The 25,171-nt window shown below is 59.5% G+C and carries 23 protein-coding genes and 1 riboswitch; of the genes, 10 read left to right on the plus strand and 13 right to left on the minus strand.

The annotated features are described in order from the left end of the window. Positions 1–419: 419 nt before the first annotated feature. Positions 420–1,340 carry a LysR substrate-binding domain-containing protein gene (locus CQ009_RS28095; RefSeq protein WP_105709341.1) on the minus strand — a complete coding sequence of 307 codons (921 nt, stop codon included), beginning with the start codon at positions 1,338–1,340 and terminating at the stop codon, positions 420–422. Positions 1,341–1,527: 187 nt separating this feature from the next. Between CQ009_RS28095 and CQ009_RS28100 the strand changes: the two genes are divergently transcribed. Then, positions 1,528–2,145, plus strand: a complete 618-nt coding sequence (locus tag CQ009_RS28100) for a hemolysin III family protein (RefSeq protein WP_007913708.1) — start codon at positions 1,528–1,530, stop codon at positions 2,143–2,145. Between the two features lie 131 nt (positions 2,146–2,276). On the opposite strand, the gene CQ009_RS28110 is transcribed toward CQ009_RS28100, so the two are convergent. Both CQ009_RS28110 and CQ009_RS28115 read right to left on the minus strand, forming a co-directional pair. Then, positions 2,277–2,996 carry a 16S rRNA (uracil(1498)-N(3))-methyltransferase gene (locus tag CQ009_RS28110; protein WP_007913710.1) on the minus strand — a complete coding sequence of 240 codons (720 nt, stop codon included), beginning with the start codon at positions 2,994–2,996 and terminating at the stop codon, positions 2,277–2,279. Positions 2,997–3,128: 132 nt separating this feature from the next. Further along, positions 3,129–4,535, minus strand: coding sequence for an adenosylmethionine--8-amino-7-oxononanoate transaminase (locus CQ009_RS28115; RefSeq protein WP_105709342.1), 1,407 nt, complete (start codon positions 4,533–4,535; stop codon positions 3,129–3,131). 222 nt (positions 4,536–4,757) lie between these two features. On the opposite strand from CQ009_RS28115, the gene CQ009_RS28120 reads away from it, so the two are divergent. The 3 genes from CQ009_RS28120 (at position 4,758) to CQ009_RS28130 (ending at position 8,021) form a co-directional block, all read left to right on the plus strand. After that, the gene (locus CQ009_RS28120; RefSeq protein WP_105709343.1) at positions 4,758–6,515 is read left to right on the plus strand and encodes a flavin monoamine oxidase family protein; all 1,758 of its coding nucleotides are present in this window, start codon (positions 4,758–4,760) and stop codon (positions 6,513–6,515) included. A gap of 347 nt (positions 6,516–6,862) precedes the next feature. After that, positions 6,863–7,414 carry a cytochrome b gene (locus CQ009_RS28125; RefSeq protein WP_007913713.1) on the plus strand — a complete coding sequence of 184 codons (552 nt, stop codon included), beginning with the start codon at positions 6,863–6,865 and terminating at the stop codon, positions 7,412–7,414. Positions 7,415–7,445: 31 nt separating this feature from the next. Further along, a complete protein-coding gene (locus tag CQ009_RS28130; RefSeq protein WP_007913714.1) occupies positions 7,446–8,021 on the plus strand; it encodes a YceI family protein in 576 nt (191 codons plus the stop codon). Positions 8,022–8,280: 259 nt separating this feature from the next. On the opposite strand, the gene CQ009_RS28135 is transcribed toward CQ009_RS28130, so the two are convergent. The 4 genes from CQ009_RS28135 to ahcY form a co-directional block, all read right to left on the minus strand. Beyond that, positions 8,281–10,164 (minus strand): DEAD/DEAH box helicase, encoded by a 1,884-nt coding sequence (locus tag CQ009_RS28135; protein ID WP_064388102.1) that lies wholly within the window; start codon positions 10,162–10,164, stop codon positions 8,281–8,283. A gap of 222 nt (positions 10,165–10,386) precedes the next feature. Then, entirely contained in the window at positions 10,387–11,199 is an 813-nt protein-coding gene (locus tag CQ009_RS28140; protein WP_064388103.1) for an ABC transporter substrate-binding protein, read from the minus strand. Between the two features lie 193 nt (positions 11,200–11,392). Continuing rightward, a complete protein-coding gene (gene metF, locus CQ009_RS28145) occupies positions 11,393–12,238 on the minus strand; it encodes a methylenetetrahydrofolate reductase [NAD(P)H] (protein WP_064388104.1) in 846 nt (281 codons plus the stop codon). A gap of 156 nt (positions 12,239–12,394) precedes the next feature. Continuing rightward, a complete protein-coding gene (ahcY, locus tag CQ009_RS28150; protein ID WP_105709344.1) occupies positions 12,395–13,804 on the minus strand; it encodes an adenosylhomocysteinase in 1,410 nt (469 codons plus the stop codon). 23 nt (positions 13,805–13,827) lie between these two features. Further along, positions 13,828–13,927: riboswitch (S-adenosyl-L-homocysteine riboswitch) on the minus strand. Positions 13,928–14,125: 198 nt separating this feature from the next. On the opposite strand from ahcY, the gene CQ009_RS28155 reads away from it, so the two are divergent. Next, positions 14,126–14,533 carry an acyl-CoA thioesterase gene (locus tag CQ009_RS28155; RefSeq protein ID WP_007913723.1) on the plus strand — a complete coding sequence of 136 codons (408 nt, stop codon included), beginning with the start codon at positions 14,126–14,128 and terminating at the stop codon, positions 14,531–14,533. A gap of 198 nt (positions 14,534–14,731) precedes the next feature. Beyond that, the gene (locus tag CQ009_RS28160; protein WP_105709345.1) at positions 14,732–15,628 is read left to right on the plus strand and encodes a formate/nitrite transporter family protein; all 897 of its coding nucleotides are present in this window, start codon (positions 14,732–14,734) and stop codon (positions 15,626–15,628) included. A 2-nt stretch (positions 15,629–15,630) separates the two neighbouring features. Here CQ009_RS28160 and CQ009_RS28165 read toward each other — a convergent pair whose 3' ends face one another. Together CQ009_RS28165 and CQ009_RS28170 are read right to left on the minus strand one after the other, a co-directional pair. After that, on the minus strand, positions 15,631–16,920 hold the full coding sequence (locus tag CQ009_RS28165) for a cation:dicarboxylate symporter family transporter (protein ID WP_256585516.1): 1,290 nt from the start codon (positions 16,918–16,920) through the stop codon (positions 15,631–15,633). Between the two features lie 38 nt (positions 16,921–16,958). Next, the gene (locus tag CQ009_RS28170; protein ID WP_064388108.1) at positions 16,959–17,372 is read right to left on the minus strand and encodes a VOC family protein; all 414 of its coding nucleotides are present in this window, start codon (positions 17,370–17,372) and stop codon (positions 16,959–16,961) included. 91 nt (positions 17,373–17,463) lie between these two features. Between CQ009_RS28170 and CQ009_RS28175 the strand changes: the two genes are divergently transcribed. Then, positions 17,464–18,327 (plus strand): LysR family transcriptional regulator, encoded by an 864-nt coding sequence (locus tag CQ009_RS28175; protein WP_064388109.1) that lies wholly within the window; start codon positions 17,464–17,466, stop codon positions 18,325–18,327. Between the two features lie 31 nt (positions 18,328–18,358). On the opposite strand, the gene CQ009_RS28180 is transcribed toward CQ009_RS28175, so the two are convergent. Further along, on the minus strand, positions 18,359–19,621 hold the full coding sequence (locus CQ009_RS28180; RefSeq protein ID WP_105709347.1) for a sodium:proton antiporter: 1,263 nt from the start codon (positions 19,619–19,621) through the stop codon (positions 18,359–18,361). A 289-nt stretch (positions 19,622–19,910) separates the two neighbouring features. Further along, on the minus strand, positions 19,911–21,080 hold the full coding sequence (locus tag CQ009_RS28185) for an MFS transporter (RefSeq protein WP_105709348.1): 1,170 nt from the start codon (positions 21,078–21,080) through the stop codon (positions 19,911–19,913). Between the two features lie 317 nt (positions 21,081–21,397). Between CQ009_RS28185 and CQ009_RS28195 the strand changes: the two genes are divergently transcribed. Continuing rightward, complete coding sequence (locus CQ009_RS28195) at positions 21,398–22,231, plus strand: EamA family transporter (RefSeq protein WP_105709349.1); 834 nt, start codon at positions 21,398–21,400, stop codon at positions 22,229–22,231. A gap of 39 nt (positions 22,232–22,270) precedes the next feature. Beyond that, entirely contained in the window at positions 22,271–22,654 is a 384-nt protein-coding gene (locus CQ009_RS28200; protein ID WP_064388113.1) for an MAPEG family protein, read from the plus strand. A gap of 124 nt (positions 22,655–22,778) precedes the next feature. Here CQ009_RS28200 and CQ009_RS28205 read toward each other — a convergent pair whose 3' ends face one another. Next, entirely contained in the window at positions 22,779–23,957 is a 1,179-nt protein-coding gene (locus tag CQ009_RS28205) for a murein transglycosylase A (RefSeq protein WP_105709350.1), read from the minus strand. Between the two features lie 128 nt (positions 23,958–24,085). On the opposite strand from CQ009_RS28205, the gene CQ009_RS28210 reads away from it, so the two are divergent. Next, positions 24,086–24,535, plus strand: coding sequence for a cytochrome c (locus CQ009_RS28210; RefSeq protein WP_105709351.1), 450 nt, complete (start codon positions 24,086–24,088; stop codon positions 24,533–24,535). Positions 24,536–24,702: 167 nt separating this feature from the next. On the opposite strand, the gene CQ009_RS28215 is transcribed toward CQ009_RS28210, so the two are convergent. Continuing rightward, positions 24,703–25,098, minus strand: coding sequence for a DUF1090 domain-containing protein (locus CQ009_RS28215; protein ID WP_064388116.1), 396 nt, complete (start codon positions 25,096–25,098; stop codon positions 24,703–24,705). Between the last annotated feature and the right edge of the window lie 73 nt (positions 25,099–25,171).

The raw sequence follows: 25,171 nt of genomic DNA on the forward strand, positions 1-25,171 counted from the left end.
GCCGAGCCAAAAGCACGAATTCTGAACGAAGCTGCACGGTGGACACCTCTTCCCAGGACACAGGTCATCTCCTTGGTAATGAGCAATGTGTCTATTAAAAAGTGTCCACCATGTCTCCGAACACCCGTCCACCATGTGTCCGGTACATACACCCGGGGGGAGAGGGGACTGACCGAGGTGTTTTGGCGTTATACATCGACCTGAAAGTCCTGAGTCGAACTCAGGCTTTGAGACCCATGGAGATCTGCTCCCTCTACCCCTTGAGGGAGAGAGGACTGACCGAGGTGGATGTTGGAGGTACGCCGACCTGAAATTCCTGAGTCGAACTCAGGTTTTGAAAAGCCCCCGATCTGCTCCCTTTCCCCCTCGCCCCCTTGGGGGAGAGGGCTGGGGTGAGGGGGTAGGCTCTTGATCTGCTGTTAATCCACCAACTGCCGATTCGCATACATCCGGCACTCCGCCAGCAACGCCAGCAAATTCGGATCGCGCTCCTTGGCTTTCAAAAACACTACGCCAATGTGCTGCTGCAACCGATACTTCGCCTGCAACGGAATCAGCTTCACCCGATTCTCATACACCGCCGCAATCCTTCCTGGCAGCAACGCATAACCCACCCCCGAACTGACCATGCTCAACAGCGTGAAAATGTCATTCACCTGCATCGCCACCTTCGGCTCGAACCCCGCCTGCTTGAACACCCGGTTGCCGTCCTGATGCGTCGCAAAGCCCTGGGTCAGGGTAATGAACGTTTCATCACGCACCTCAGCCAGATCCACTTCACTGCGCTGAGCGAACTTTGAGTCCGCCGGGGTGGCGAGGAAGATGTCATCGGAAAACAGTGCAATCTGCTCGCAATCCGGGTCGTTGATGCTGTCGTCCAGCGACACCAGTATCGCGTCGACTTCCATGTTCTTCAGCTTGTACAGCAGGTCGATATTCGAGCCGAGGATCAGGTCGATGTTGAGTTCGCTGCGGCGGATTTTCAGGCCCATGATCAGTTGCGGCACGGTTTTCACTGTCAGCGAGTACAGCGAGCCAAGCTTGAAGCGTTCAGCCGAGAAGCCAGCGGCTTCGCGGGTCAGGCGTACGCTTTCGACGACGTCGTTGATCAGCTTCTGCGCGCGCTCCTCCAGCACATAAGCACTTTCCAGCGGTGTCAGGTTGCGGCCTTCGTGTTTGAACAGCGGGCAGCGCAGGGCGCTTTCCAGCGAGTGGATCGCGCGGTGCACGCTGACGTTGCTGGTCTGCAGCTCGGCAGCAGCACGGGCGAGGTTGCCGGTGCGCATGAAAGCGAGGAACACCTCGAGTTTTTTCAGGGTCAATTCTTCGTCGATCAGCATGGCGCGGACTCTTTTTGGAATGCGTCGATTGTGCCTTGAAGATCAAAAGATCGCAGCCTTCGGCAGCTCCTGCATTGGAATGCGTTCGAAGGTAGGAGCTGCCGAAGGCTGCGATCTTTTGATTGCGCTTTTACGCTCAAGGCCCGAGCCTTGCGCGCTGCGGTAATGAATATGAGGTAAGCAATACATGTATCACGGAGAACGATTGAACGCCTGGACCCATCTGGTCGGGGCAGTGGCGGCTTTTGTCGGCGGCGTCTGGATGTTGGTGATCGCCTGCCTCGACGGTAGCCCGTGGAAGATTGTCAGTGTGGCGATTTACGCGTTCACCTTGCTGGTGCTCTACAGCGCTTCCACCGTGTACCACAGCGTGCGCGGGCGCAAGAAAGCGATCATGAAGAAGGTCGATCACTTTTCGATCTATCTGTTGATTGCCGGTAGCTACACGCCTTTCTGCCTGGTGACCCTGCGCGGGCCATGGGGCTGGACGTTGTTCGGGATTGTCTGGGGGCTGGCGCTGATTGGCATCCTGCAAGAGATCAAACCGCGATCAGAGGCGCGGATTCTGTCGATCGTGATTTATGCGGTGATGGGCTGGATTGTATTGGTGGCGGTGAAGCCGCTGATTGCGGCGCTGGGCACTACCGGGTTTGCCTGGCTGGCGTCAGGCGGGGTTTTGTACACGGTGGGGATTATCTTTTTTGCCCTGGATCACCGGCTGCGGCACGCGCATGGGATCTGGCATCTGTTCGTGATTGCCGGGAGCTTGCTGCACTTTGTCGCGATTCTGTTTTATGTCCTCTAGAGACGCCACCATCCCCCTGTAGGAGTGAGCCTGCTCGCGATAGCGTCCTGTCAGTCGACAGCGTTTGTGGCTGATCCACCGCTATCGCGAGCAGGCTCACTCCTACAGGGGAACGTATTCCAAATTGTGGATTAGAAATCCCCCCAAAGCTGCTGGGCCACCGCCAGTGCCACCACTGGCGCGGTCTCGGTACGCAACACCCGCGGGCCGAGGCGGGCGGCGTGGAAGCCGTTGCCTTTGGCTTGCTCGACTTCGGCATCCGTCAAACCGCCTTCCGGCCCGATCAGGAAAGCCAGCGTCGCCGGTTTGGCATGACTCACCAACGGCTCCGCGACCGGGTGCAGCACCAGTTTCAACTCGGCTTCGGTCTGCTTGATCCAGTCTGCCAACAACACCGGCGGATGAATCACCGGCACCCGCGAGCGCCCACACTGTTCACACGCGCTGATCGCCACCTGGCGCCAGTGCAGCAGGCGTTTGTCGGCGCGTTCGTCCTTGAGGCGGACTTCACAGCGGTCACTGAAGATCGGCGTGATTTCATTCACGCCCAGCTCGGTGGCTTTCTGAATCGCCCAGTCCATGCGCTCGCCACGGGACAAACCCTGGCCGAGATGGATGTGCAGCGGCGATTCGACCTGACCGGCGAATTGCTCGTCGATCTGCACGGTCACGCGCTTCTTGCCGACTTCCAGCAGAGCGCCGCGAAACTCATGGCCAGATCCGTCGAACAACTGCACCGCATCGCCCTCGGCCATGCGCAGCACGCGGCTGATGTAATGCGCCTGGGCCTCCGGCAATTCGTGTTCGCCGGTGCTCAGGGGGGCGTCGATAAAGAAGCGGGACAGTCTCATTTCGGGTCTCTCAGATTAGATCGTTCCCACGCTCTGCGTGGGAATGCCTCAATGGACGCTCTGCGTCCGCTTTGGGACGCGGAGCGTCCCGGGCTGCATTCCCACGCGGAGCGTGGGAACGATAAGTTACGGTTAGCCCGGATCGCGGAAGCCGGGGTGGAAGTCTTTCGGTACGGCGACGCTGACGCTGTCGCGCGTGGCAATGTCGATACCCTCGCTAGCGACTTCGGCGAGGAAGTCGATCTGCTCCGGGGTGATTACGTACGGCGGCAGGAAATACACCACGCTGCCGAGCGGGCGCAGCAACGCACCACGCTCCAGCGCATGCTGGAACACCTTCAAACCGCGGCGCTCCTGCCAAGGGTAGGCCTCTTTGGTGGCTTTATCCTTGACCATCTCGATGGCCAGAACCATGCCGGTCTGGCGCACTTCGGAGACGTTCGGGTGATCGACAAGATGCGCCGTCGCCGAGGCCATGCGCTGGGCCAGTGCCTTGTTGTTTTCGATAACGTTGTCCTGCTCGAAGATATCCAGCGTCGCCAGTGCCGCCGCACACGCCAGCGGGTTTCCGGTGTAGCTGTGCGAGTGCAGGAAGGCGCGCAGGGTCGGATAGTCATCGTAGAACGCGCTGTAAACCTCGTCGGTGGTCAGGCACGCCGCCAGTGGCAGGTAGCCGCCGGTCAGGGCCTTCGACAGACAGAGGAAGTCCGGGCGAATGCCGGCCTGCTCACAGGCAAACATCGTCCCGGTGCGACCGAAACCAACGGCGATTTCGTCGAGGATCAGGTGCACGCCGTAGCGATCACAGGCTTCGCGCAGCAACGTCAGATACACCGGGTGATACATGCGCATGCCACCGGCGCCCTGAATCAACGGCTCGACAATCACTGCCGCGACGCTGTCATGATTCTCGGCCAGAGTCTGTTCCATGGCGGCGAACATGTTGCGCGAATGTTCTTCCCAGCTCATGCCTTCAGGGCGCCCGTAGCAATCCGGGCTCGGCACTTTGAGGGTGTCCATCAATAGCGCTTTGTAGGTTTCGGTGAACAGCGGCACGTCGCCGACGGCCATCGCCGCCATGGTCTCGCCGTGGTAGCTGTTGGTCAGGGTGACGAAGCGCTTTTTGTTCGGTTGGCCGCGATTGAGCCAGTAGTGAAAGCTCATTTTCAGCGCGACTTCGATACAGGACGAACCGTTATCGGCGTAGAACACCCGGTTCAGCCCTTCCGGCGTCATCTTCACCAGACGCTCGGACAACTCGATCACCGGTTGATGGCTGAAGCCGGCGAGAATCACGTGTTCCAGTTGATCGACCTGATCCTTGATGCGCTGGTTGATGCGCGGGTTGGCGTGACCGAACACGTTGACCCACCAGGAGCTGACAGCATCGAGGTAACGCTTGCCTTCGAAGTCTTCGAGCCAGACGCCTTCACCGCGCTTGATCGGGATCAGCGGCAGCTGTTCGTGGTCTTTCATCTGGGTGCAGGGATGCCACAACACCGCGAGGTCGCGTTGCATCCACTGGTTATTCAGGCCCATTTACAGTCTCCTCGAGGCGGCTCGCGTCAGGCGCGGGCAAACAATCGCGCAAGCCTATGCAATGCGTCGCGCGGGGACAACCCATTGTGTCGATTGAGCTACTTTGTATGAGCCGATAGACGTCGCTGGCGGCGTTTTGATGGCTAACGTATTCTTCGCGGTTCTTTGGGTTGTCTGACCCGCACAACTGCTTTTTTCTGTGTTATTTCCGGAGTTCGCTGAATGTCTGTCGGTTGGCTGCGCGCCTGTGCGCTGGTGATGTTGGGGCTGTTCAGCGTTACGGCGCTGGCCAAGGATAAAACTGCAATCGTGATCGGCGGCGGCCTGTCGGGCCTGACCGCCGCTTACGAACTGCAAAACAAAGGCTGGCAGGTCACGCTGCTCGAAGCCAAGCCGAGCCTGGGCGGTCGCTCCGGCATGGCCACCAGCGAGTGGATTGGCAACGACAAGACGCAGCCGGTGCTGAACAAGTACGTTTCGACATTCAAGCTGGGCACCACGCCGGCTCCGGAATTCGTACGTACTCCGGGTTATCTGATCGACGGCGAGTATTTCTCCGCCGCTGATCTGGCGACCAAGCAACCGGCCACCGCCGATGCCTTGAAGCGCTACCAGAAAACCCTTGACGATCTGGCCCGCTCGATCGACGACCCGCAGAACCCGGCGGCGACCAGCACGCTGCACGCGCTGGACCAGATCACCGTATCGAGCTGGCTCGACAAGCAGAATCTGCCGGCCACCGCGCGCCAGCTGATCAACCAGGACATCCGCACTCACTACGACGAACCTTCGCGTCTGTCGTTGCTGTATTTCGCTCAGCAGAACCGCGTGTATCGTGGCGTTTCCGACCGTGACCTGCGCGCTTCGCGTCTGGTTGGCGGCAGCCAGGTGCTGGCGCAGGCGTTCGTCAAACAGATCAAGACCATCAAGACCAACTCGCCGGTGTCGGCGATCAATCAGGACAAGGACGGCGTGACCGTCAAGGTCGGCAGTGTTGGCTACCAGGCTGATTACGTCGTACTGGCCGTGCCATTGCGCGCACTGAACAAGATTGCCCTGACCCCGGCACTGGATGCTCAGCATCTGGCCGCGATCAAAGGCACCAACTACGGCTGGCGCGACCAGATCATGCTGAAGTTCAAGACGCCGGTGTGGGAAAGCAAGGCGCGCATGTCCGGCGAGATCTACAGCAACACCGGTCTCGGCATGCTCTGGATCGAACCTGCGCTGAAGGGCGGCGCCAACGTGGTGATCAACCTGTCCGGCGACAACGCCCGCGTGATGCAGGCGTTCGGCGACAAGCAGATGGTCGATCAGGTGCTGATTCGTCTGCACGCGTTTTATCCACAGGCCCGTGGCTCGTTCACCGGTTATGAAATCCGTCGCTACAGCACCGACCCGTCGATGGGCGGCGCTTACCTGGCTTATGGCCCGGGCCAGATCAGCAAATTCTGGCGCCTGTGGGAACGTCCGCTGCAACGCGTGACCTTCGCCGGCGAACACACCGACACCTTGTACCCGGGCACCCTGGAAGGCGCACTGCGCACTGGCCAGCGTGCAGCCAGCCAAGTTGAAGACCTGGCGGCTGGCAAATCGTTTGAACCGGCGAAAGTGGTTCCGGCTGCAGCAGCGGCAGGCGCGGCGGGTGCCGTGGCGGCGAAGAAGGGCAACTTCTTCAGCAACCTGTTCGGCGGTTCGGATGACGACAAGAAGCCTGAGCCTGTGAAGGCGCCAGAGCCGGCTCCAGCTCCGGTCGCGCCAGCACCTGCGCCGACTCCGGCACCTGTGCCAGCTCCGGTGGAAGCACCGAAGCCTGCGGCACCAGTGAAAGCTGCACCGGCGAAGAAAGCGGCGGCCAAGCCTGCGGCGAAGAAGCCGGCGGCTAAAACCGAAGCGAAAAAGCCTGCGGCGAAACCGGCAGCGAAGAAGGCTGAACCGGCGAAGAAGCCAGCGGCAACGACCGAGACCAAGGCGCAGTAAGCCTTGCGGTGAATGAAGAAGCGCGGCGTTTATGCCGCGCTTTTTTTTGCCTGTAAGGGCCCCATCGCTGGCAAGCCAGCTCCCACAGGTTTCTGAGGTGAACGCAGTATTTGTGAACGCCACCGACCACTGTGGGAGCGGGCTTGCCCGCGATGAGGCCTGTCCAGACAGCGCATCATCAGGATCTGCCACCTAACATCCCGCCACACTTTCCCCGTTAATCTTTCCTTAACACGCCACTTACAGACTCTTGATCGTATTTCTCGATATTTCAAAGCGAAATTTTCCGCTTTAATTCGATAGATAACTCGCTAGTCTTGGTTCGCAGTTCTCACAGGATTTGGGCAATGCAGCTACGTAACTCTTCTTCGCGCTATGGTTGGGTCAGCATCTTCATGCACTGGGGCGTGGCGCTGGTGGTCTTCGGGCTGTTCGCGCTGGGCTTGTGGATGGTCGGGCTGGATTACTACAGCAGCTGGCGCAAAGAAGCGCCGGATCTGCACAAGAGTATTGGCCTGGTGTTGCTGGCCGTGATGGTGTTGCGGGTGCTGTGGCGCTTTATCAGCCCACCACCGCCGACGCTGCAGAGCTACAGCCGGATGACCCGCATCGGCGCCAAGTTTGGCCACGGGTTTCTGTATCTGGCGCTGTTCGCTGTGATGCTTGCCGGTTACCTGATTTCCACCGCAGACGGTGTCGGGATCCCGGTGTTTGGCCTGTTTGAAGTTCCTGCACTGGTTTCCGGGCTACCGGATCAGGCAGATACCGCCGGGGTGATTCATCTCTGGCTGGCGTGGGCGCTGGTAATTTTTTCCGGTCTCCATGCGTTGGCAGCATTGAAGCACCACTTTATCGATCGTGATGCGACCCTGACACGAATGCTCGGTCGCAAAGCCTGAAATTCAACCTCGACTCAAAGGAAAAGAAAGCATGTTGAAAAAGACTCTGGCCGCTCTGGCAATCGGTTCTGCACTGCTCTCGGCTCAGGCCATGGCAGCGGACTACAAAATCGACAAGGAAGGTCAGCACGCCTTCGTTGACTGGAAAATCAGCCACCTGGGCTACAGCTTCATCCACGGTACTTTCAAGGATTTCGACGGTACGTTCTCGTGGGATTCGGCCAAGCCTGAAGCCAGCAAGATCTCTGTTGATGTGAAAACCGCCAGCCTGTGGTCGAACCACGCTGAACGTGACAAGCACATCGCCAGCAAAGACTTCCTCGACGTTGGCAAGTTTGCTGATGCCAAGTTCGTCTCCACCGCCGTTAAATCGACCGGTGAAAAGACGGCTGACGTGACCGGCGACCTGACCCTGCACGGCGTGACCAAGCCTGTGACCTTCAAAGCCACGTTCAATGGCGAAGGCAAGGATCCATGGGGCGGCGAACGCGCTGGCTTCAACGCCAAGACCACCCTCAACCTGAACGATTTCGGGATCAAGGGCCCAGGTCCTACCTCGCAAACTGCGGATCTGGACATCTCGCTGGAAGGCGTGAAAGTTAAATAACTTTCCCCCGCCACAGAAAAACGCCCCCGGTCGAAAGGCCGGGGGCGTTTTTTATTGTCTGCGACACACACACATCCCCTGTGGGAGCGAGCCTGCTCGCGAAAGCAGTCATTCAGGCAACATCATTGCTGACTGACCCGGCGCCTTCGCGAGCAGGCTCGCTCCCACAGGGGATATGCGGTGATTCAGGGGTATTTGTGGCGCCATAAAAAATGCCCCGGCTCTTGCGAGGCGGGGCATTTTTCATTGCAGCGTCAAATCAGCGATTGCGGGTCAGCAAGGCTGGTTTTTCACCACGCGGACGGCTTGGCAGTTGATCGAGCTGCTCAGGCGTCGGGAAGCGGTCTGCTTTCGATTCCTTGTGCATGATCTTTGGGCCATTGCTGCGCGGGTTCTGTACGGCTGGCTCGCTGCGTGGCTGATCGTCACGGGCCGGACGACGGTTGCGCGACGACGAGGCGGAATCGTCGCGACGACCCGACTGACCATCACGCGGTGCGCCGTTGCGCGGGCCGCTGCGTTTGGCTGGCGGGGTGCCGGTGCTTGAACCGTTGCTGTTGCGCGGGCCGTTCTGACGACCTTGCGACTGACCGCCGCGTGGTGCGCCCGAACCTGCGCCAGCACCTTGAGCCGGTGCGCCTGGACGACGACCACGGCCGCCAGCAGGAGCCGGCTTCGGCACGTAATCAACGCGGTTACCGAAGTTATCGATATCGTCGTCGAGGAACTCGTCCGGTGCGCGATCGGCAGCAGCACGCGGCGGCTGGCTCGGACGCTGTTCACGGGCCGGAGTGCCTTCGCGCGGTTTCTGCTGACGGGCAGGGCGCTCGCCACGTTCACCGGCCGGCTTGTCTTTGCCCTTGTCCTTGCCTTTGTCTTTACGACCGCCACCACCGCCGCCGCCATTCGGCCCGTCGCCGCGTGGGCCACGTGGATTGCGCGGGTTGCGCACGTCCGGACGCTCGCGCACTTCCGGCTTCTCGGCTTCAATGGTGCTCGAATCGAAGCCCATCAGGTCGCCGTCGGCGATTTTCTGCTTGGTCATGCGTTCGATGCTTTTCAGCAGTTTTTCTTCGTCCGGGGCAACCAGCGAGATCGCTTCGCCCGAACGACCGGCACGGCCGGTACGGCCGATACGGTGAACATAATCTTCATCGACGTTCGGCAGTTCGAAGTTGACCACGTGTGGCAACTGATCGATGTCCAGACCGCGCGCGGCGATGTCGGTGGCGACCAGGATGCGTACCTGGTTGGCCTTGAAGTCGGCCAGCGCTTTGGTGCGCGCGTTCTGGCTCTTGTTACCGTGGATCGCCACAGCCGGCAGGCCGTGCTTGTCCAGGTACTCGGCCAGACGGTTGGCGCCGTGCTTGGTGCGGGTAAACACCAGCACCTGTTCCCACGCGCCGGCGGTGATCAAGTGCGCCAGCAGCGCACGCTTGTGGCTGGCCGGCAGACGGAAGACGCGTTGTTCGATGCGCTCGACCGTGGTGTTCGGCGGCGTCACTTCGATGCGTTCCGGGTTGTGCAGCAGCTTGCCGGCCAGATCGGTGATGTCCTTGGAGAACGTCGCCGAGAACAGCAGGTTCTGACGCTTGGACGGCAGACGCGCGAGAACTTTCTTCACGTCGTGCACGAAACCCATGTCGAGCATGCGGTCGGCTTCGTCGAGGACGAGGATTTCCACGTGGGACAGGTCAACGCTGCCCTGGCCGCACAGATCGAGCAAGCGACCCGGGCAGGCAACGAGCACGTCGACGCCACGGGACATGGCCTGAACCTGGGGGTTCATGCCGACGCCGCCGAAGATGCAGGCGCTGACGAATTTCAGGTCACGGGCGTAGATCTTGAAGCTCTCGTGAACCTGGGCCGCGAGTTCGCGGGTCGGGGTCAGGACCAGTACGCGCGGTTGGCGCGGGCCATGACGCTGGGATTTGTCCGGGTGACCGTTGGGGAACAACCGCTCCAGGATCGGAAGGGCGAAACCGCCGGTTTTACCGGTACCTGTCTGTGCCGCAACCATCAGGTCGCGACCTTGCAACACGGCGGGAATGGCCCGCTGTTGCACCGGAGTAGGCTCGGTATAGCCCGCATCTTCGATGGCGCGGACTAAAGCCTCGGAGAGACCGAGGGAAGCAAAGGACATGAGTAATCCTGTTTTAGTTAGGGCTTGGCCCAATGGGAGTCTTGCCTGGCGCGAATCACGTTTAAGAGGACGCAATCCCGTCCGGTCCTGCTGCGGTTCCGAAGGCACGTCTGGAGCGCTCGCGCGGGCTGCAAAGCTGCGCTGTAGCGGGTCGAGAGGCCTGTTACGGTTCCGGGCGTCCGGGCGTGAGCCTGGCGGGAACGCCGGAGTATAACAGAGCAATCACTGCGCGCTGCTTTCCTGCTGCTCAACGGTTTTGCCGCTGGCCGTGGCCGAATCCATCGAGGGGCCGCTGGCGGGCGCGGTGCCATAGCGGGCGCTCAACTCTGCATACGCGGGTTCACGCTTGAATCGCTTGAGCTCGGCACCGAAACGCTGCACCAGCAAATCCATGCCGGCGTTGCGCCGAACTGCCAGAAACTGGCTCTGACGGCTAATAACGGTCGGGTTTTCACTGATCTGATCGCGAATGTTCAATTCGTCGAGCAAGTGCTGACCAACGCGGCGATCGGTGATCAACAGGTCGATGCGACCGCGCACCAGTTTGCCAAAGTTGGCTTCGTGGGTCGGCGCGGGCTCACGGGTAAACAGCGTTGAATTGCTGAAGTCGGGGCTATACAGATAACCCGGTGAGGTGCCGATGGTCAGGCCCTTGAGTTCTTCGAGTTTGCTGAACGGGTGCGGCCGGTCGTTGGCGTAGAACATCACGAACTCGACGTCCGACAGTGGTTCGCTCGGGTAAAGCAGGGTGGCATCACGCTCGTCACTGTGAAAAATATCCAGCGCGCCATCCGCCTGACCGGTCTCCAGCATCGACAGGCAGCGCTTCCACGGGAGGAATTGCCATTCCACTTCGATACCCAGACGTTTGAAGACGATGGCAGTGGTTTCGTAGTCGAGACCGAGGTTCTTGCCGTTCTCTTCATAGACGTAAGGCGCCCATGGTTCGGTGACAATACGCAGCTTCTCGCCTCGAGCGGCGAAGCTCAGGCAAGCAAAAACCAGCACGGCGAATAACTGCGTGATCAAAGGCATGGCTTGAGATTACGACGAGAAACGCGAAAGAGCCAGAAGGTGGTAGTAGAAGCTCTGTTTCGGGCATTTAAAAGCAAAAGATCGCAGCCTGCAGCAGCTCCTACATTGGTATTAATCACCCTGTGTAGGAGCTGCCGAAGGCTGCGATCTTTTGATCTTGCTTGTAGCTTTCAGCTTGAAGCTTGCAGCTGCTTCAGCGCGGCAACTTCAAATTATTCCAGATCGCCAGACTAGGCTCAGCCTGGTTCATGGAATAGAAGTGCAGCCCCGGCGCGCCGCCCTGCAACAGACGCTCGCACATCTCGCTGACGACTTGTTCACCAAAGCGCTGAATGCTCTGAGTGTCATCGCCGTAGGCTTCCAGTTGCTTGCGGATCCAGCGCGGAATTTCCGCACCGCAGGCATCGGAGAAGCGCGCGAGTTTGCTGTAGTTGGTGATCGGCATGATCCCCGGGACGATCGGCAGATCGACACCCTGCGCCTGCAAACGGTCGACAAAGTAGAAGTAGCTGTCGGCGTTGAAGAAGTACTGGGTGATCGCGCTATCGGCGCCGGCGCGAGCCTTGCGCACGAAGTTGGCCAGATCGTCTTCGTAGTTGCGTGCTTGCGGATGCATCTCCGGGTAAGCAGCGACTTCGATGTGGAAATGGTCACCGGTTTCTTCACGAATGAATTCCACCAGTTCATTGGCGTGACGCAGCTCACCGCTGGTCATGCCCATGCCGGACGGCAGGTCACCGCGCAGGGCAACGATGCGCTTGATGCCGGCAGCCTTGTACTCGTTCAGCAGGCCGCGAAGGTCGTCCTTGCTGTCGCCGACGCACGACAGGTGCGGTGCGGCCGGTACTTTGACTTCGCTTTCCAGTTGCAGAACGGTGTTGAGGGTGCGATCACGGGTCGAACCACCAGCGCCATAGGTGCAGGAAAAGAAATCAGGGTTGTAAGTGGCCAGCTGACGGGCAGTGGCGAGCAGTTTTTCATGCCCAGCATCGGTCTTGGTCGGGAAGAACTCGAAGCTGTAGCGACGGTCTTGGGACATGGTCATACCCTTGGAAACAAGAACCTTCGAGGCGCTGCAATCCCATGTGGGAGCGAGCCTGCTCGCGAAAGCGCCGAGTCAGACAACACGGATGTTGAATGTTGAGACGCCTTCGCGAGCAGGCTCGCTCCCACAGGGAGAGCGAGCAAGCGCCTGTTAGTAGCGGTAAGCGTGCGGCTTGAACGGGCCTTCGACGGTGACGCCGATGTAGTCAGCCTGTTGCTTGGTCAGTTGAGTGACCACGCCGCCGAAGCCGCGAACCATTTCCAGGGCCACTTCTTCGTCGAGTTTCTTCGGCAGTACTTCAACGGTCAGACGCTCGGCTTTCTGAGCTGGCGACAGGTCGGCGTACTTCTGGCCGAACAGGAAGATCTGCGCCAGCACCTGGTTGGCGAACGAACCGTCCATGATGCGGCTTGGGTGACCAGTGGCGTTACCCAGGTTTACCAGACGGCCTTCGGCCAGCAGGATCAGGTAGTCGTCGTTCTGAGCGTCGAAAGCGCCAGCGCCGGTACGGTGGATCTTGTGAACCTGTGGCTTCACTTCTTCCCATGCCCAGTTCTTGCGCATGAAAGCGGTGTCGATTTCGTTGTCGAAGTGACCGATGTTGCAGACAACGGCGCGCTTCTTCAGGGCTTTGAGCATGTTCGCGTCGCAAACATTGACGTTACCGGTGGTGGTCACGATCAGGTCGATCTTGCCCAGCAGCGCTTTGTCGATGCTTGCTTCGGTGCCGTTGTTGATACCGTCGATGAACGGCGAAACCAGTTCGAAACCGTCCATGCACGCTTGCATGGCGCAGATCGGGTCAACTTCGGAAACCTTAACGATCATGCCTTCCTGACGCAGGGACTGGGCCGAGCCCTTGCCCACGTCACCGTAACCGATGACCAGCGCTTGCTTGCCGGACAGCAGGTGGTCGGTACCACGCTTGATCGCATCGTTCAGGCTGTGACGGCAGCCGTACTTGTTGTCGTTCTTGGACTTGGTCACCGAATCGTTGACGTTGATGGCCGGGATTTTCAGCTCGCCCTTGGCCAGCATGTCCAGCAGACGGTGTACGCCAGTGGTGGTTTCTTCGGTCACGCCGTGAACGCGATCCAGTACTTGTGGGTACTTGTCGTGCAGCAGCTGAGTCAGGTCGCCGCCGTCGTCGAGGATCATGTTGGCGTCCCATGGCTGGCCATCCTTCAGGATGGTTTGTTCCAGGCACCACTCGTACTCTTCTTCAGTTTCGCCTTTCCAGGCGAAAACCGGGATGCCGGCAGCAGCGATAGCGGCAGCAGCCTGATCCTGAGTCGAGAAAATGTTGCACGACGACCAGCGTACTTCGGCACCCAGGGCAACCAGGGTTTCGATCAGCACGGCAGTCTGAATGGTCATGTGGATGCAGCCGAGGATCTTGGCGCCTTTCAACGGCTGTTCGCCGGAGTACTTGCGACGCAGACCCATCAGAGCCGGCATTTCCGATTCGGCGATGATGGTTTCGCGACGGCCCCAGGCAGCCAGGGACATGTCGGCAACTTTGTAATCGTTAAAATCTGCAGGCGTGATAACAGCGCTCATGAAGAGCCTCCATTCGTAATGTATGCGAATGGGCGCCGTTGTGCGTTTAGTGTCCGGCCTAAGGCCAGTCAACGCCCCATCCGAGCCTGACAGGTTGAACCTGCTGCAGCGCCCCTCGGACAGGTGGCGGGAAAACGGTATCAATTGAAGATGACCGTTTTGAAACGGGGGCGATTATAGCCGTCTAGACTGATCTTCCAAAGGGTTTCTGTCGGCCAGATGAAGATCGTTAATGACGACCATAGTCGAAGCCGCATGGAGCCTGACCGCTCAGTCTGCCAAGATACCGTCCATCGTTCGGCAAGACACTCAGGAGTGAAGATGAATTTCCACACCCGCAAATGGGTAAAACCCGAAGACCTCAACCCCAACGGCACCCTGTTCGGCGGCAGCCTGTTGCGCTGGATCGACGAAGAAGCGGCGATTTACGCCATCGTGCAACTGGGCAATCAGCGCGTGGTGACCAAGTACATTTCCGAAATCAACTTCGTCAGCGCCTCGCGCCAGGGCGACATCATCGAACTGGGCATCACCGCCACCGAGTTCGGTCGTACCTCGATCACCCTGACCTGCGAAGTGCGCAACAAGATCACTCGCAAGAGCATTCTGACGGTTGAGAAGATGGTGTTTGTGAACCTCGGCGAAGACGGCTTGCCGGCACCGCATGGCCGCACCGAGATCAAGTACGTCAAAGACCAGTTCCAGGAAGATGAATTAGTCAGCGAGTAATGCGAGCCCCGTAGGAGCTGCCGCAGGCTGCGATCTTTTGATCTTGTTTCTAAAAAATCAAAATCAAAAGATCGTCCGATCGCGGCCCGAGCCTTCGGCAGCTCCTACATGTCCGACATAGGATTTGCGTGGCGCTCACAGAACGTATTCCAAGCCGCAAGGGTCGTAGGTAAACACCACCCCCACGGTTCCCACGCCATGACCACTCCCACCGACGGCAAAACCCCCGACCTCTCGGCCAAAGAACAGCACGAAGTCGAGAAAAGCCAGCCGCCGCGTGCGGCTGTCCTGCACGAAATCATCCGCAGCCAAGGCGATCAGGAACTGGAGCGCAGCATCGCCGCGCTCTGGTGGTCGGCGCTGGCCGCCGGGTTGACCATGGGCCTGTCATTGATGGGCATGGGCTTGCTCAACTCGCGCCTGCCCGAGGGCGACGAATTCAAGGTGATCGCCAGTTTCGGTTACTGCGCAGGCTTCCTCGCGGTGATCCTCGCACGCCAGCAGTTGTTCACCGAAAACACCCTGACCGCCGTGCTGCCGGTGATGACCAAACCGACCCTGCTCAATTTCGGCCGTCTGATCCGCCTGTGGACAGTGGTGCTGGTCGGCAACCTCTGCGGCACGATTCTGGTGGCGTACGTGATGCTCGAACTGCCGATCTTCGACACCAAGACTGACCACGCCTTCCTCGAAATCGGCCGCAAGGTCATGGAAAACCACGCCAGCCAGATGTTCGCCAAAGGCATCGTTTCCGGCTGGATGATCGCCACCATGGTCTGGATGATCCCGTCGATGGAGAGCGCGAAGATGTGGATCATCATCCTCATCACCTATCTGATGGCGCTCGGTGATTTCACCCACATCGTCGTCGGTTCGGCCGAGGTGTCGTATCTGGTGTTTGCCGGCGAATTGCCGTGGAGTGATTTCTGGGCGGTGTTCGCGGGGCCGACGCTGGCGGGGAACATCATTGGCGGCAGCTTTATTTTCGCGCTGATCAGCCATGCGCAGATCCGCAGTGAGAGCGGGGCGCCAAAGGCCGATAAACCCGGCTCTGGCGAAACCCGCGAAGATGACTCGGACAGCAAAAGCCAATAGCTTCAGGCCTTGAATGGCGCCCTGGCCGGTTCTATGGTCGGTGCGCTATCAGGCGCCTTGAGCTGGCCTTCCCAGCGCGCGATGACCAGCGGCGCCAGCGCATTGCCCAATACATTGAGCGCAGTCACTGGCATGTCCATCAAGCGGTAGACACCGGCGATGATCGCCACACCTTCTACCGGCAACCCGGCGGCGGTCAATGTTGCCGTCAGAATGATGAACATGAAGCCCGGCACGCCCGCCGCGCCTTTCGATGTCAGCACCATGATCAGCACCAGCATCGCTTGATCAGCCAGGCCCAGATCGATGCCGTAGGCCTGGGCGATGAACAACGTGCCCAGCCCCGCGAACAGTGATGCGCCATCCAGGTTGAACGAGTAACCCAATGGAATGACCATGCTGGTGATCGGGCGCGGTGCCCCGTAGCGTTCCATTTTTTCGATCAACTGCGGCATTACCGTGGCCGAAGCGGCGCTGCTGTAAGCCAACAGCAGTTCACTGCGTATTGCCCGTATAAGGTGGAAAAAACGGATCCCGGCCATTCGCGCCACCACACCCAGCACGCACAGTGCGAACAGCAACACCGCCACGTAGGTGATGCCGATCAGCTTGGCCAGTGGCAGCAGCGCGCTCAGGCCGAAACTGGCCACGGTCACACCGATCAGGCCGAAAATGCCAATCGGCGAGTAGTGCATGACCAGATGCGTGACCTTGAACATGGTGTCGGAAACCGCCTGGATCACCGCGATCAACGGCGCCTTCTGCTGCTCGGGCAGCATCGACAGGGCGCAGCCGAACAGGATGGCGAAGAACAACACCGAGAGCAGCTTGCCCTGAGACATGGCCAGCACGATGTTGTCGGGGACAATGTTTACCAGTGTGCGGCCAAGGTTCTGTGTTTCGCCCATCGTGGCCAGCCCGGTGACCGGTGCTTGTAAAGTGCTGCTGAAGTCCGCGCCCGCGCCGGGCTGGAAGACGTTGCCGACGATCAGACCGAAGACGATGGCGATGCTGGTGATCGTGAAGAAATACACCAGCGTTTTGACCCCGACACGGCCAAGCGCTTTGGTACTGCCCGCGCCGGCTATGCCGACGACCATGCAGGCAAACACCAGCGGTACGACGATCATTTTCATCAGTCTGATAAACAGGTCGCCCGCCGGTTGCAGCAGGTTGTCGATAAACCAGGTCTTGTGTTCGGGAAACTGGTTCAGAAGGATGCCGACGATTACCCCGGCGGCGAGCCCGATCATTATGCGGGTGACCAGGCTGGTGGGTGTTTTGCTACTCATGCAGTGCCCCTTTTTTTTTGTGTTTGTTGGGGGTGGAATCAATGCGCAAACAGGCCGCTGAAGTCCTTGAAGCCTTTGATTTCGATCGGATTGCCGCTGGGATCAAGGAAGAACATCGTGCGTTGCTCGCCGGGTTCGCCGGCGAAGCGGATCACCGGCGGGATCTCGAAAACGGTGTCGAGGCGGTGCAGGCGCTCGGCCAGTGCCAGCCATTCATCCAGTGGCAGCACGACACCGATGTGCGGCATCAAGACTTTGTGTTCGCCGACGTTTCCGCTGCGGGTGGTGGCAAAGGGTGTGCCCAGGTGCAGCGAAATCTGATTGCCGAAAAAATCGAAGTCGACCCAGCTCTCTGTACTGCGGCCCTCAGTGCAACCCAACACATCTCGATAAAAAATCCGCGCCTGTTCCAGGTCGCAAACATGGTATGCAGCGTGAAAGGGTCTGTTCATGTGATAGCCCTGAGTGAAGGAGCGCTCAGGGTAAACAGGCTGATCGGTGGGGCAAAACGGCTTCGCCTTGTTCTGAGCGAAAGGAAAACTTATGGATGTGCGCTTTCTTCAAAGCCTGATAGCAGTGGTCGAAACCGGTTCGATTGCGGCGGCCGCGCGCCGCGAAAACCGCACGGCGGCGGCGATCAGTCAGCGCGTGCAGGCACTCGAGCGATCATTGGGTTATGCCCTGTTGCTACGCACCGCGCATGCCACACGGCCGACGGATCAATGCCTGCTGGTGTTACCGAAAATCCGCGCGATCATCGAACAGACGCAGGCGCTGCAAAATGATCTGCATCACGATGCTCTGACGGGTGAAGTGACGATCGGTGCGGTCTCGACGGCGCTGACCGGTGTCTTGCCAGGATTGATCGAGCGCTTGGCGTTATCGGCACCGGCGCTGAAATTGAAGATAACGCCGGGGGACTCAAAAAGCCTTTACGAGAAAGTGCTGGCGGGCGAACTGGACGCCGCGATTCTGGTCAGGCCGCCGTTTCAACCACCCAAAGCTTTGACGCAGACAGTGCTGAAGGTCGAGCCGCTGGTTCTGGTTGCCCCGGCCTCACATGCCGGGCAGTCGCTGGAAACGTTGCTGCGAGCAGGCCCGTTCATACGTTACGACGCGCGCTCATGGGGTGGCCAGATTGCTCAGCGCTACCTCGATGAACAGGCGATCGAGCCCAATGTGCTCTGTGAGCTGGATGCGCTGGAGACCATCGTCATGCTTGTCGCGCAGGGGATGGGGGTATCGCTGGTGCCGCAATGGGCCGCAATGGCGTTGGACGGTGTGTGTGCCATGCCGGTGGAGGATGGGCAGCGTTACTCGCGGGAGCTGGTGGTGATGCACAGTTCGACGCCGCACCGCCCGTTGGCGATGCGGCATCTGCTCGAATTGCTCTGCAACGCGTCATGAAAGCAGTTCACGACGGCGCTGCAGTGGTGCGTCAGTGTGCTGGTTCAGTCGCAGCATTCGGCTCGTTGCGTGTCGCATGCTTGACCAGTTTGCCGATGGTCAGACCCTGCAACAGGATCGACGACAGCACCACGATGTAAGTGATGCTTAACAGCAAGTCGCGCTCTGGCCCTAACGGCAGGGCCAATGCCAGCGCCACCGAAACACCGCCACGCAAACCGCCCCAGGTCAGAATCCGGATGGTGCCGGCCGGCACCGTACGCCAGCGCCGTAGCAGGACGATCGCCGGGGCCACGGTGAGCAGGCGCGACAGCAGAATCGCCACCGCCAGCAAACCGGCCGCTGCCATGTGCAGCCAGTTGAATGGCAGCAGCAACAGTTCCATGCCGATCAGCGCGAACAACAGCGCGTTGAGCATGTCATCGAGCAATTCCCAGAAGCCGTCGAGATAGCGCCGGGTCATGTCATTCATCGCCAGATTGCGCCCGACGTTGCCGATGATCAGACCGGCGACCACCATCGCAATCGGCGCTGAAACATGAATTTCGGTGGCCATCGCCGAGCCGCCAATCACTAGCGCCAGCGTCAGCATCACGGTGATCTGGTGTTGCTCGATGCTCTTGATCATCCGATAGACCAGATAACCGATCAGGCCACCGAACAGCACGCCGCCAATGGCTTCGTGAACGAACAGCATCGCCGTGGCGCTAAGGGTCGGGGTTTCGCCGAGTTGGGCGATGCCCAGCAATACGGTGAACACCACAACAGCTGTGCCGTCGTTGAACAGCGATTCGCCAACGATGGTGGTTTTCAGCGGCTTTGAGGCATTGGCGGTACGCAGCACGCCGAGCACTGCGATCGGGTCGGTCGGCGAGATCAGCGCGCCGAACAACAAGCAGTAGAGAAAGCTCACATGCCAGCCGAACAACGCAAAGATGTAATAGGCGAGGCTGCCGATCACTGCAGTGGCAATCAGAACGCCGAAGGTTGCCAGCAGGCCAATCGGCCAGCGATAGCTGCGCAGGTCATTGAGGTTGACGTGCAAGGCGCCGGCGAACAGCAGAAACGAAAGCATCCAGTTCATCAGCAGATCGCCGAAGTCGATCTGGCCGATCAGTTGCTGCACGCGCTCTTCGAGACCGGGGTAGCCGAGCACGCTCAGGCCTTGCAGGATCAGCGAGAACAACAAAGCGGTAACCATTACGCCGATGGTCGGCGGCAGGCCGATGAAGCGGAAGTTGACGAAGGTCAGGAGAGTGGTGAGGCAGATGAAAGCGGCGACAAGTTCAAGCATCCGGGGTCCTTTGGATGAGGGGTGAAAGATAGCGCACCGGATCTTTGGTGCAGGGATTGGATGGGCTGAGTCAGGATCGGGACACAGTTGATGGTGTGATGAGATCAAGAGCCCCCTCACCCCAGCCCTCTCCCTTAGGGAGAGGCGGAAAGGGAGCAGATCTTCAAGTCTTTCAGGGCCTGAGTTCGGCTCGAAATTTCAGATCGATGTAACTCGAACATTCAACACGGTCAGTCCCCTCTCCCTCTGGGAGAGGGCTAGGGTGAGGGCTCTTGCAGGCTAAACCCGATCAGCCGGACACATTGACCGCAGCCGCTTCGCGACGTTGCAGATAGATGAAAAACAGCGCCGTCAGCACGGTCAATACGCCAACAAGCGCACCGGTCCACGGCAGATCCGCCAGATCCGCGCCACTGGCCACCACCATCCCGCCAATCCACGCACCCGCCGCGTTGCCGAGATTGAAAGCGCTCTGGTTCAACGTTGACCCTAGGTTCGGCGCTTCATGCGCCTGATCGATGATCAGCAACTGCAGGATCGGACACAGCGCAAAAGCAAAAATCCCCCACAGCACTAGCGTGATCGCCGCCGGCACCACCGAACGGCTGGTCTGGCTGAACGCCGCCAGAATCACCACCACCGCCAACGCCACGCCGACCAGCGAAGGCAGCAAACGGCTATCCGCCAGGCGTCCGCCGAGCATGCTGCCGCCGGTCAGGCCGACGCCGAACAGCAGCAGCATCACGGTCACGCCATGGGGGCTGACGCCGGTGATGTCCTGCAGGATCGGCGCGATGTAAGTGAATACGCTGAACAGACTGGTCGATGCCAATACGCTCATGCCCAAGGCCAGCAGCACATTGACCTTGCCCAGCACTTTGAATTCGCTGGCGAGGTTGGCCTTGTCCATCGGGATGTGTTTGGGCAGCCACAGCCATTGGGCGAGCGCTGCGATCACGCCGATGACCGACACTGCCCAGAACGTCGAACGCCAGCCTGCGTATTGACCCAGCGCTGTGCCCAGCGGCACTCCAAGGACATTGGCCAGCGTCAGGCCGGTAAACATCATGGCAATTGCCTGCGCGCGTTTGTTCGGTGCGACCAGCCCGGCGGCAACCACCGAACCGATGCCGAAAAACGCGCCATGACACAACGCGGTGACCACGCGCGCCGCCATCAATGTTGCGTAGTTCGGTGCCAGGGCGCAGAGGATATTGCCGAGGATGAACATCAGCGTCATGCCCAACAGCGTCGCTTTGCGCGGCATATTGGCGGTGCCGATCGCCAGAATCGGCGCGCCGAACACCACGCCCAGCGCGTAACCGGTGATCAACAGGCCGGCATGAGGAATGCTCACGGCAAGATCGCGGGCAACGTCGGGCAGCAGGCCCATGATGACGAATTCAGTGGTGCCGATGCCGAACGCGGCAACAGCAAGGGCAAGCAAGGCGAGTGGCATGCGCAAGGTCTCTGTCGGTAGTCTTGACGCTTTGATCAGGCATACGCAGGCCGACGACCGCTCTCGAAGGAGGGCGGTGCAGGCAGGAATTATTGGTTTTTTTCTGTGCGCAACTGAGTGCGGCGTGGTCGCTTGCAGTATAAACACCTGCTGACACATCGCGAATCAATAATCTGACTATTCGAATTATCGATTTTCACTGTAGGAGCTGCCGCAGGCTGCGATCTTTTGATCTTGTTGTTGAAAATCAAAATCAAAAGATCGCAGCCTTCGGCAGCTCCTACAGGGGGGGCGTGAAAAATAATAAGGAGTGAAACGTGTTGGCGACAGCTTTGGTATTGATGGCGGCGCTGTTGCATGCGGCGTGGAATACCCTGATCAAATTCAGCGCCGAGCGGCTGCTCGTGGTGGCGTGCATGGACACCGTGGCGCTGCTGGTCGTCGCCATCGCGTTGCCCTTCGTGAACGTGCCACCCATTAGCATCTGGCCGTGGATTCTCGCTTCGGCGGCGTTCGAACTGCTCTATCGCTATCTGTTGATTCAGGCCTATCGCGTCGGTGATCTCGGCCTGGTCTATCCGCTGATGCGCGGTTTGTCGCCGCTGGTGGTGCTGGCACTGACCCTGATCTTCGCTGGGGAAGTACTCACCACGCAGCAGATCTTCGGCATCATGCTGATTCCCTTGGGTATGGTTTGCCTGCTCTGGCAAGGCGGCGGCGGCAAGCACCTGCCATGGTCGATGGTGCCGGTGGTGGCGCTGATCGGCCTGTGCATTGGCTGCTACACCTATATTGATGGTCAAGCGCTACGGCGTTGGTCGCACCCGCTGGACTACCTGGTATGGGTCACGCTGCTCAGTGCCTGGCCGTTTCCGCTGTTGGCATGGGTCGCCAAGCGCCCGGCCTTCATGCAGTTCTGGCGCGAGCAATGGAAGCTCGGGCTGGCAGTGGGCTTCTGCGTGTTGGCCAGCTACGCTCTGGTGCTGTGGGCGATGCAGTTGGGCTCGATTGCCGAAGCGGCGGCACTGCGTGAGATCAGTGTGATTCTGGTGGTGCTGTTCGGTATGCGCTACCTGAAAGAACCTTTCGGCCGGCCACGGCTCTTAGCCTGTGGGCTGGTGCTGATCGGCATGTTGATCATGAAGTTCTGACAGCCCGCGAATTCTATAACTCGAAAAAAGGACGGCGTTATGACGGTGGCTCTGTGGTGTGTGTTGATCGCGATTTTTCTGCCGTATGTCTGCACAGGCGTGGCGAAAGCCGTGGGTGGCTATCGGTTGAGTGACAACCACGATCCGCGCGATTTTCTGGAAAGTCTCAACGGTGTGGCGAGACGGGCGCATGCGGCGCAACTGAACAGCTTTGAAGTGATGCCGGCGTTTGCGGCGGCGGTAATTGTCGCGCATCTGGTGGGTACGGCAGAGCTGGTGACGGTTAATGTGCTGGCGGTGCTGTTTATCACCAGTCGCCTGCTTTACATCATTTGCTATCTGGCGGACTGGGCGATCTTGCGTTCGCTGGTTTGGTTTGTGGGAATGGGGTTGATTGCTTCGTTCTTCTTTGTGTCGGTCTGATTATTTTACTGGTGTTGCTGATGGCCTCATCGAGCAGGCTCACTCCTGCATTTTGGAATGCGTTCCCCTGTAGGAGTGAGCCTGCTCGCGATAGCTATCTGATTACCTCAGCAGATTCCAAGGGTTACTTCTTCTCTGTATCCGCCACCTGCGGCACTTGCGGCAGCGCTGCACCTTTTGGCCAGAGCATCCAGATCTGCCCTTGCTGTTTCATGTCTCCGGCCAGTTGCCCGGCCGCATCCCCCGTCCCCCAGAACAGGTCCGCGCGTACCTCGCCGGCAATTGCGCCGCCGGTATCCTGCGCCGCCACCGGGCGAACCAGTGCCGTACCATCTGGTTTTGTGGTTGATAGCCACAACAGGCTGCCCAGCGGAATTACCTTGCGATCCACTGCTGCGCTGTAACCGGCAGTCAGCGGTACGTTGAGCGAGCCACGAGGACCTTCGTTACTGTCCGGGTTGCGGGTGAAGAACACGTAGCTCGGGTTGCTGCCGAGCAATTCCGGGATGCGCGCCGGATTGGCTTTGGCCCAGTTGCTGATCGCACTCATGGTCACGTCTTCTTTTTTCAGCTCACCCTGCTCGACCAGCCAGCGACCTATTGGCCGGTATGGATGACCGTTCTGATCAGCGTAGGCAATGCGCAGTTGTTTGCCGTCCTGGGTCTGAATCCGTCCGGAACCCTGGATCTGTAGAAATTGCAGGTTCATAGGGTCGGTCAGATAAGCCACCACGGGCGCTTTCACGCCTTTGGATTCGATGGTCGCGGCGTCGTCGTATGGCTTGAGCACGCGGCCTTCGAGGCGACCGCGCAGGCGTTTGCCCTTGAGTTCGGGATAGATGCTGTCCAGCGAAACAATGATCATGTCTTCGGGTACGCCATACACCGGCACGTTTGCCACGTCGGTGGGTGTCAGGCTGCCGGGATAGACCGGCTCGTAATAGCCGGTGATCAAGCCGTTGGGGTTGTCGTTCTCGGCGCGCAGGCCGAAGACATCGAGGTTCTGCTTGAGGAACGTGCGAATCTCGTTGGCGTTCTGCGGCACATTGGCCGCCGCTGCGCAGGTCGGGCCCCAGACCGTATCAGCCTTGAGCCGGGTGCAGGCGCTGCGCCACGAGCCGAAACCGGCGACCAGATCGCTGTCGGACACAACCGGCAGGGCATCCCACGTGGCGCTGGAGTAAGTGGCCAGCGCGTGGGTTTTCGGCTTGGCGCTCTCGCCACCGGTGCAGCCGGCGAGAATCGCCAGCAGAGGGAGGGTCGCGATCAGCGGATGACGCCAGGCCTTGTAACGGCTGTTCATGGAGTGATTCCTGTGCCGGTTGGCCGAGTGCTCCATGCGCTCGTTCAACCCGTATTTTTAATAGGGCTATTGGTGTTTGGCGGTGGCGCGAGGATACTGGCCGCCGAATTCCGTGACCTGAAGCCACCATGACTCTTAAAAAAATGTCTGTTGTATTGCTGGCCTGTCTGACCTTGTCCGCCTGCGGCGGTGTCGACCCGAATTCGCCGCTGGGTCAACGCAAGGCAATTTTCAAACAAATGCTCAAGACCGGTGAAGATCTCGGCGGCATGTTGCGTGGGCGCATTCCGTTCGACGGGCCGAAGTTCGCCGAAGGCGCGGTCAACCTCGATGCGTTGTCCCACGAGCCGTGGAAGCATTTCCCGCAGGTGCGCGAAGAAGATCACACCAGCGCCAAGGATGATGTCTGGCAGAAACAGGCGCAGTTTCAGGAAATGGCCCGCAACCTTGAAGCGGCCACCGGTGAATTGGTGACCGCCAGTCAGCTTCTGCCATACAAAGCCAGCAACCTCGGACCCGCGGTGCAGAAGGTTGAGGATGCCTGCAGCGCTTGCCATAAACAGTTTCGGGATCATTGATCTTCAAGACTGCTGAGTAACCCTGTGGCGAGGGGATTTATCCCCGTTGGGCTGCGAAGCAGCCCCAAAACCATACAGCCGAGTTTTTTCAGTCAGACCCGACTAGCCGGATTTGCGACGGCTTCGCCGCCGGACGGGGAGAGATCCCCTCGTCACAGGGCCATCAATTACTTATCGATTTCGTCCAGCGCGTCCTGCAGTTCTTTACGCGACTCGGCCAGTTTGTCTTTGCGCTTGTTGATCTTCTCCGGGTCGCCTTTCTTCATCGCCTTGTCGAGATCGGCCTGACGCTGACTTACTTCGTGCTTGGCTTCGAGCACCTTGTTTTCGCGTTCTTTCTTCAGGCCCGCATCGGTGCAGTGTTCATTCACTTCGCGCAGGGCCGTTTCCAGACCCGCCTGCTGATCGGCATTGCCGCGCGACTTGGCCTGTTCGATCTGGTTCATGATGCCCTGCTTTTTCGCAGCGCAGCCGGTCAGGCCCGGGGCGTCTTCGTCGGCCATTACGGGGGCGGCCATCATGCCGCAGAGGGTGAGCATGGCGAGCGGTGCAAGAAATTTCATAAAGCTCCATGTGCAAAGGCGTTCGGGTTGGTCAGGCACTGCGCTGTTGGAGCGCCTCGGCGGCCGATGGGTT

The organism is Pseudomonas sp. MYb2 (genome assembly GCF_002979955.1).
GTDB lineage: Bacteria > Pseudomonadota > Gammaproteobacteria > Pseudomonadales > Pseudomonadaceae > Aquipseudomonas.

What these genes read in the sequence shown, in the direction of transcription:
- CQ009_RS28095 (WP_105709341.1), bottom strand. Translation starts at nt 1,340, where the DNA reads ATGCTGATCGACGAAGAATTGACCCTGAAAAAACTCGAGGTGTTCCTC.
- CQ009_RS28100 (WP_007913708.1), top strand. Translation starts at nt 1,528, where the DNA reads ATGTATCACGGAGAACGATTGAACGCCTGGACCCATCTGGTCGGGGCA.
- CQ009_RS28110 (WP_007913710.1), bottom strand. Translation starts at nt 2,996, where the DNA reads ATGAGACTGTCCCGCTTCTTTATCGACGCCCCCCTGAGCACCGGCGAA.
- CQ009_RS28115 (WP_105709342.1), bottom strand. Translation starts at nt 4,535, where the DNA reads ATGGGCCTGAATAACCAGTGGATGCAACGCGACCTCGCGGTGTTGTGG.
- CQ009_RS28120 (WP_105709343.1), top strand. Translation starts at nt 4,758, where the DNA reads ATGTCTGTCGGTTGGCTGCGCGCCTGTGCGCTGGTGATGTTGGGGCTG.
- CQ009_RS28125 (WP_007913713.1), top strand. Translation starts at nt 6,863, where the DNA reads ATGCAGCTACGTAACTCTTCTTCGCGCTATGGTTGGGTCAGCATCTTC.
- CQ009_RS28130 (WP_007913714.1), top strand. Translation starts at nt 7,446, where the DNA reads ATGTTGAAAAAGACTCTGGCCGCTCTGGCAATCGGTTCTGCACTGCTC.
- CQ009_RS28135 (WP_064388102.1), bottom strand. Translation starts at nt 10,164, where the DNA reads ATGTCCTTTGCTTCCCTCGGTCTCTCCGAGGCTTTAGTCCGCGCCATC.
- CQ009_RS28140 (WP_064388103.1), bottom strand. Translation starts at nt 11,199, where the DNA reads ATGCCTTTGATCACGCAGTTATTCGCCGTGCTGGTTTTTGCTTGCCTG.
- metF (WP_064388104.1), bottom strand. Translation starts at nt 12,238, where the DNA reads ATGTCCCAAGACCGTCGCTACAGCTTCGAGTTCTTCCCGACCAAGACC.
- ahcY (WP_105709344.1), bottom strand. Translation starts at nt 13,804, where the DNA reads ATGAGCGCTGTTATCACGCCTGCAGATTTTAACGATTACAAAGTTGCC.
- CQ009_RS28155 (WP_007913723.1), top strand. Translation starts at nt 14,126, where the DNA reads ATGAATTTCCACACCCGCAAATGGGTAAAACCCGAAGACCTCAACCCC.
- CQ009_RS28160 (WP_105709345.1), top strand. Translation starts at nt 14,732, where the DNA reads ATGACCACTCCCACCGACGGCAAAACCCCCGACCTCTCGGCCAAAGAA.
- CQ009_RS28165 (WP_256585516.1), bottom strand. Translation starts at nt 16,920, where the DNA reads ATGAGTAGCAAAACACCCACCAGCCTGGTCACCCGCATAATGATCGGG.
- CQ009_RS28170 (WP_064388108.1), bottom strand. Translation starts at nt 17,372, where the DNA reads ATGAACAGACCCTTTCACGCTGCATACCATGTTTGCGACCTGGAACAG.
- CQ009_RS28175 (WP_064388109.1), top strand. Translation starts at nt 17,464, where the DNA reads ATGGATGTGCGCTTTCTTCAAAGCCTGATAGCAGTGGTCGAAACCGGT.
- CQ009_RS28180 (WP_105709347.1), bottom strand. Translation starts at nt 19,621, where the DNA reads ATGCTTGAACTTGTCGCCGCTTTCATCTGCCTCACCACTCTCCTGACC.
- CQ009_RS28185 (WP_105709348.1), bottom strand. Translation starts at nt 21,080, where the DNA reads ATGCCACTCGCCTTGCTTGCCCTTGCTGTTGCCGCGTTCGGCATCGGC.
- CQ009_RS28200 (WP_064388113.1), top strand. Translation starts at nt 22,271, where the DNA reads ATGACGGTGGCTCTGTGGTGTGTGTTGATCGCGATTTTTCTGCCGTAT.
- CQ009_RS28205 (WP_105709350.1), bottom strand. Translation starts at nt 23,957, where the DNA reads ATGAACAGCCGTTACAAGGCCTGGCGTCATCCGCTGATCGCGACCCTC.
- CQ009_RS28210 (WP_105709351.1), top strand. Translation starts at nt 24,086, where the DNA reads ATGACTCTTAAAAAAATGTCTGTTGTATTGCTGGCCTGTCTGACCTTG.
- CQ009_RS28215 (WP_064388116.1), bottom strand. Translation starts at nt 25,098, where the DNA reads ATGAAATTTCTTGCACCGCTCGCCATGCTCACCCTCTGCGGCATGATG.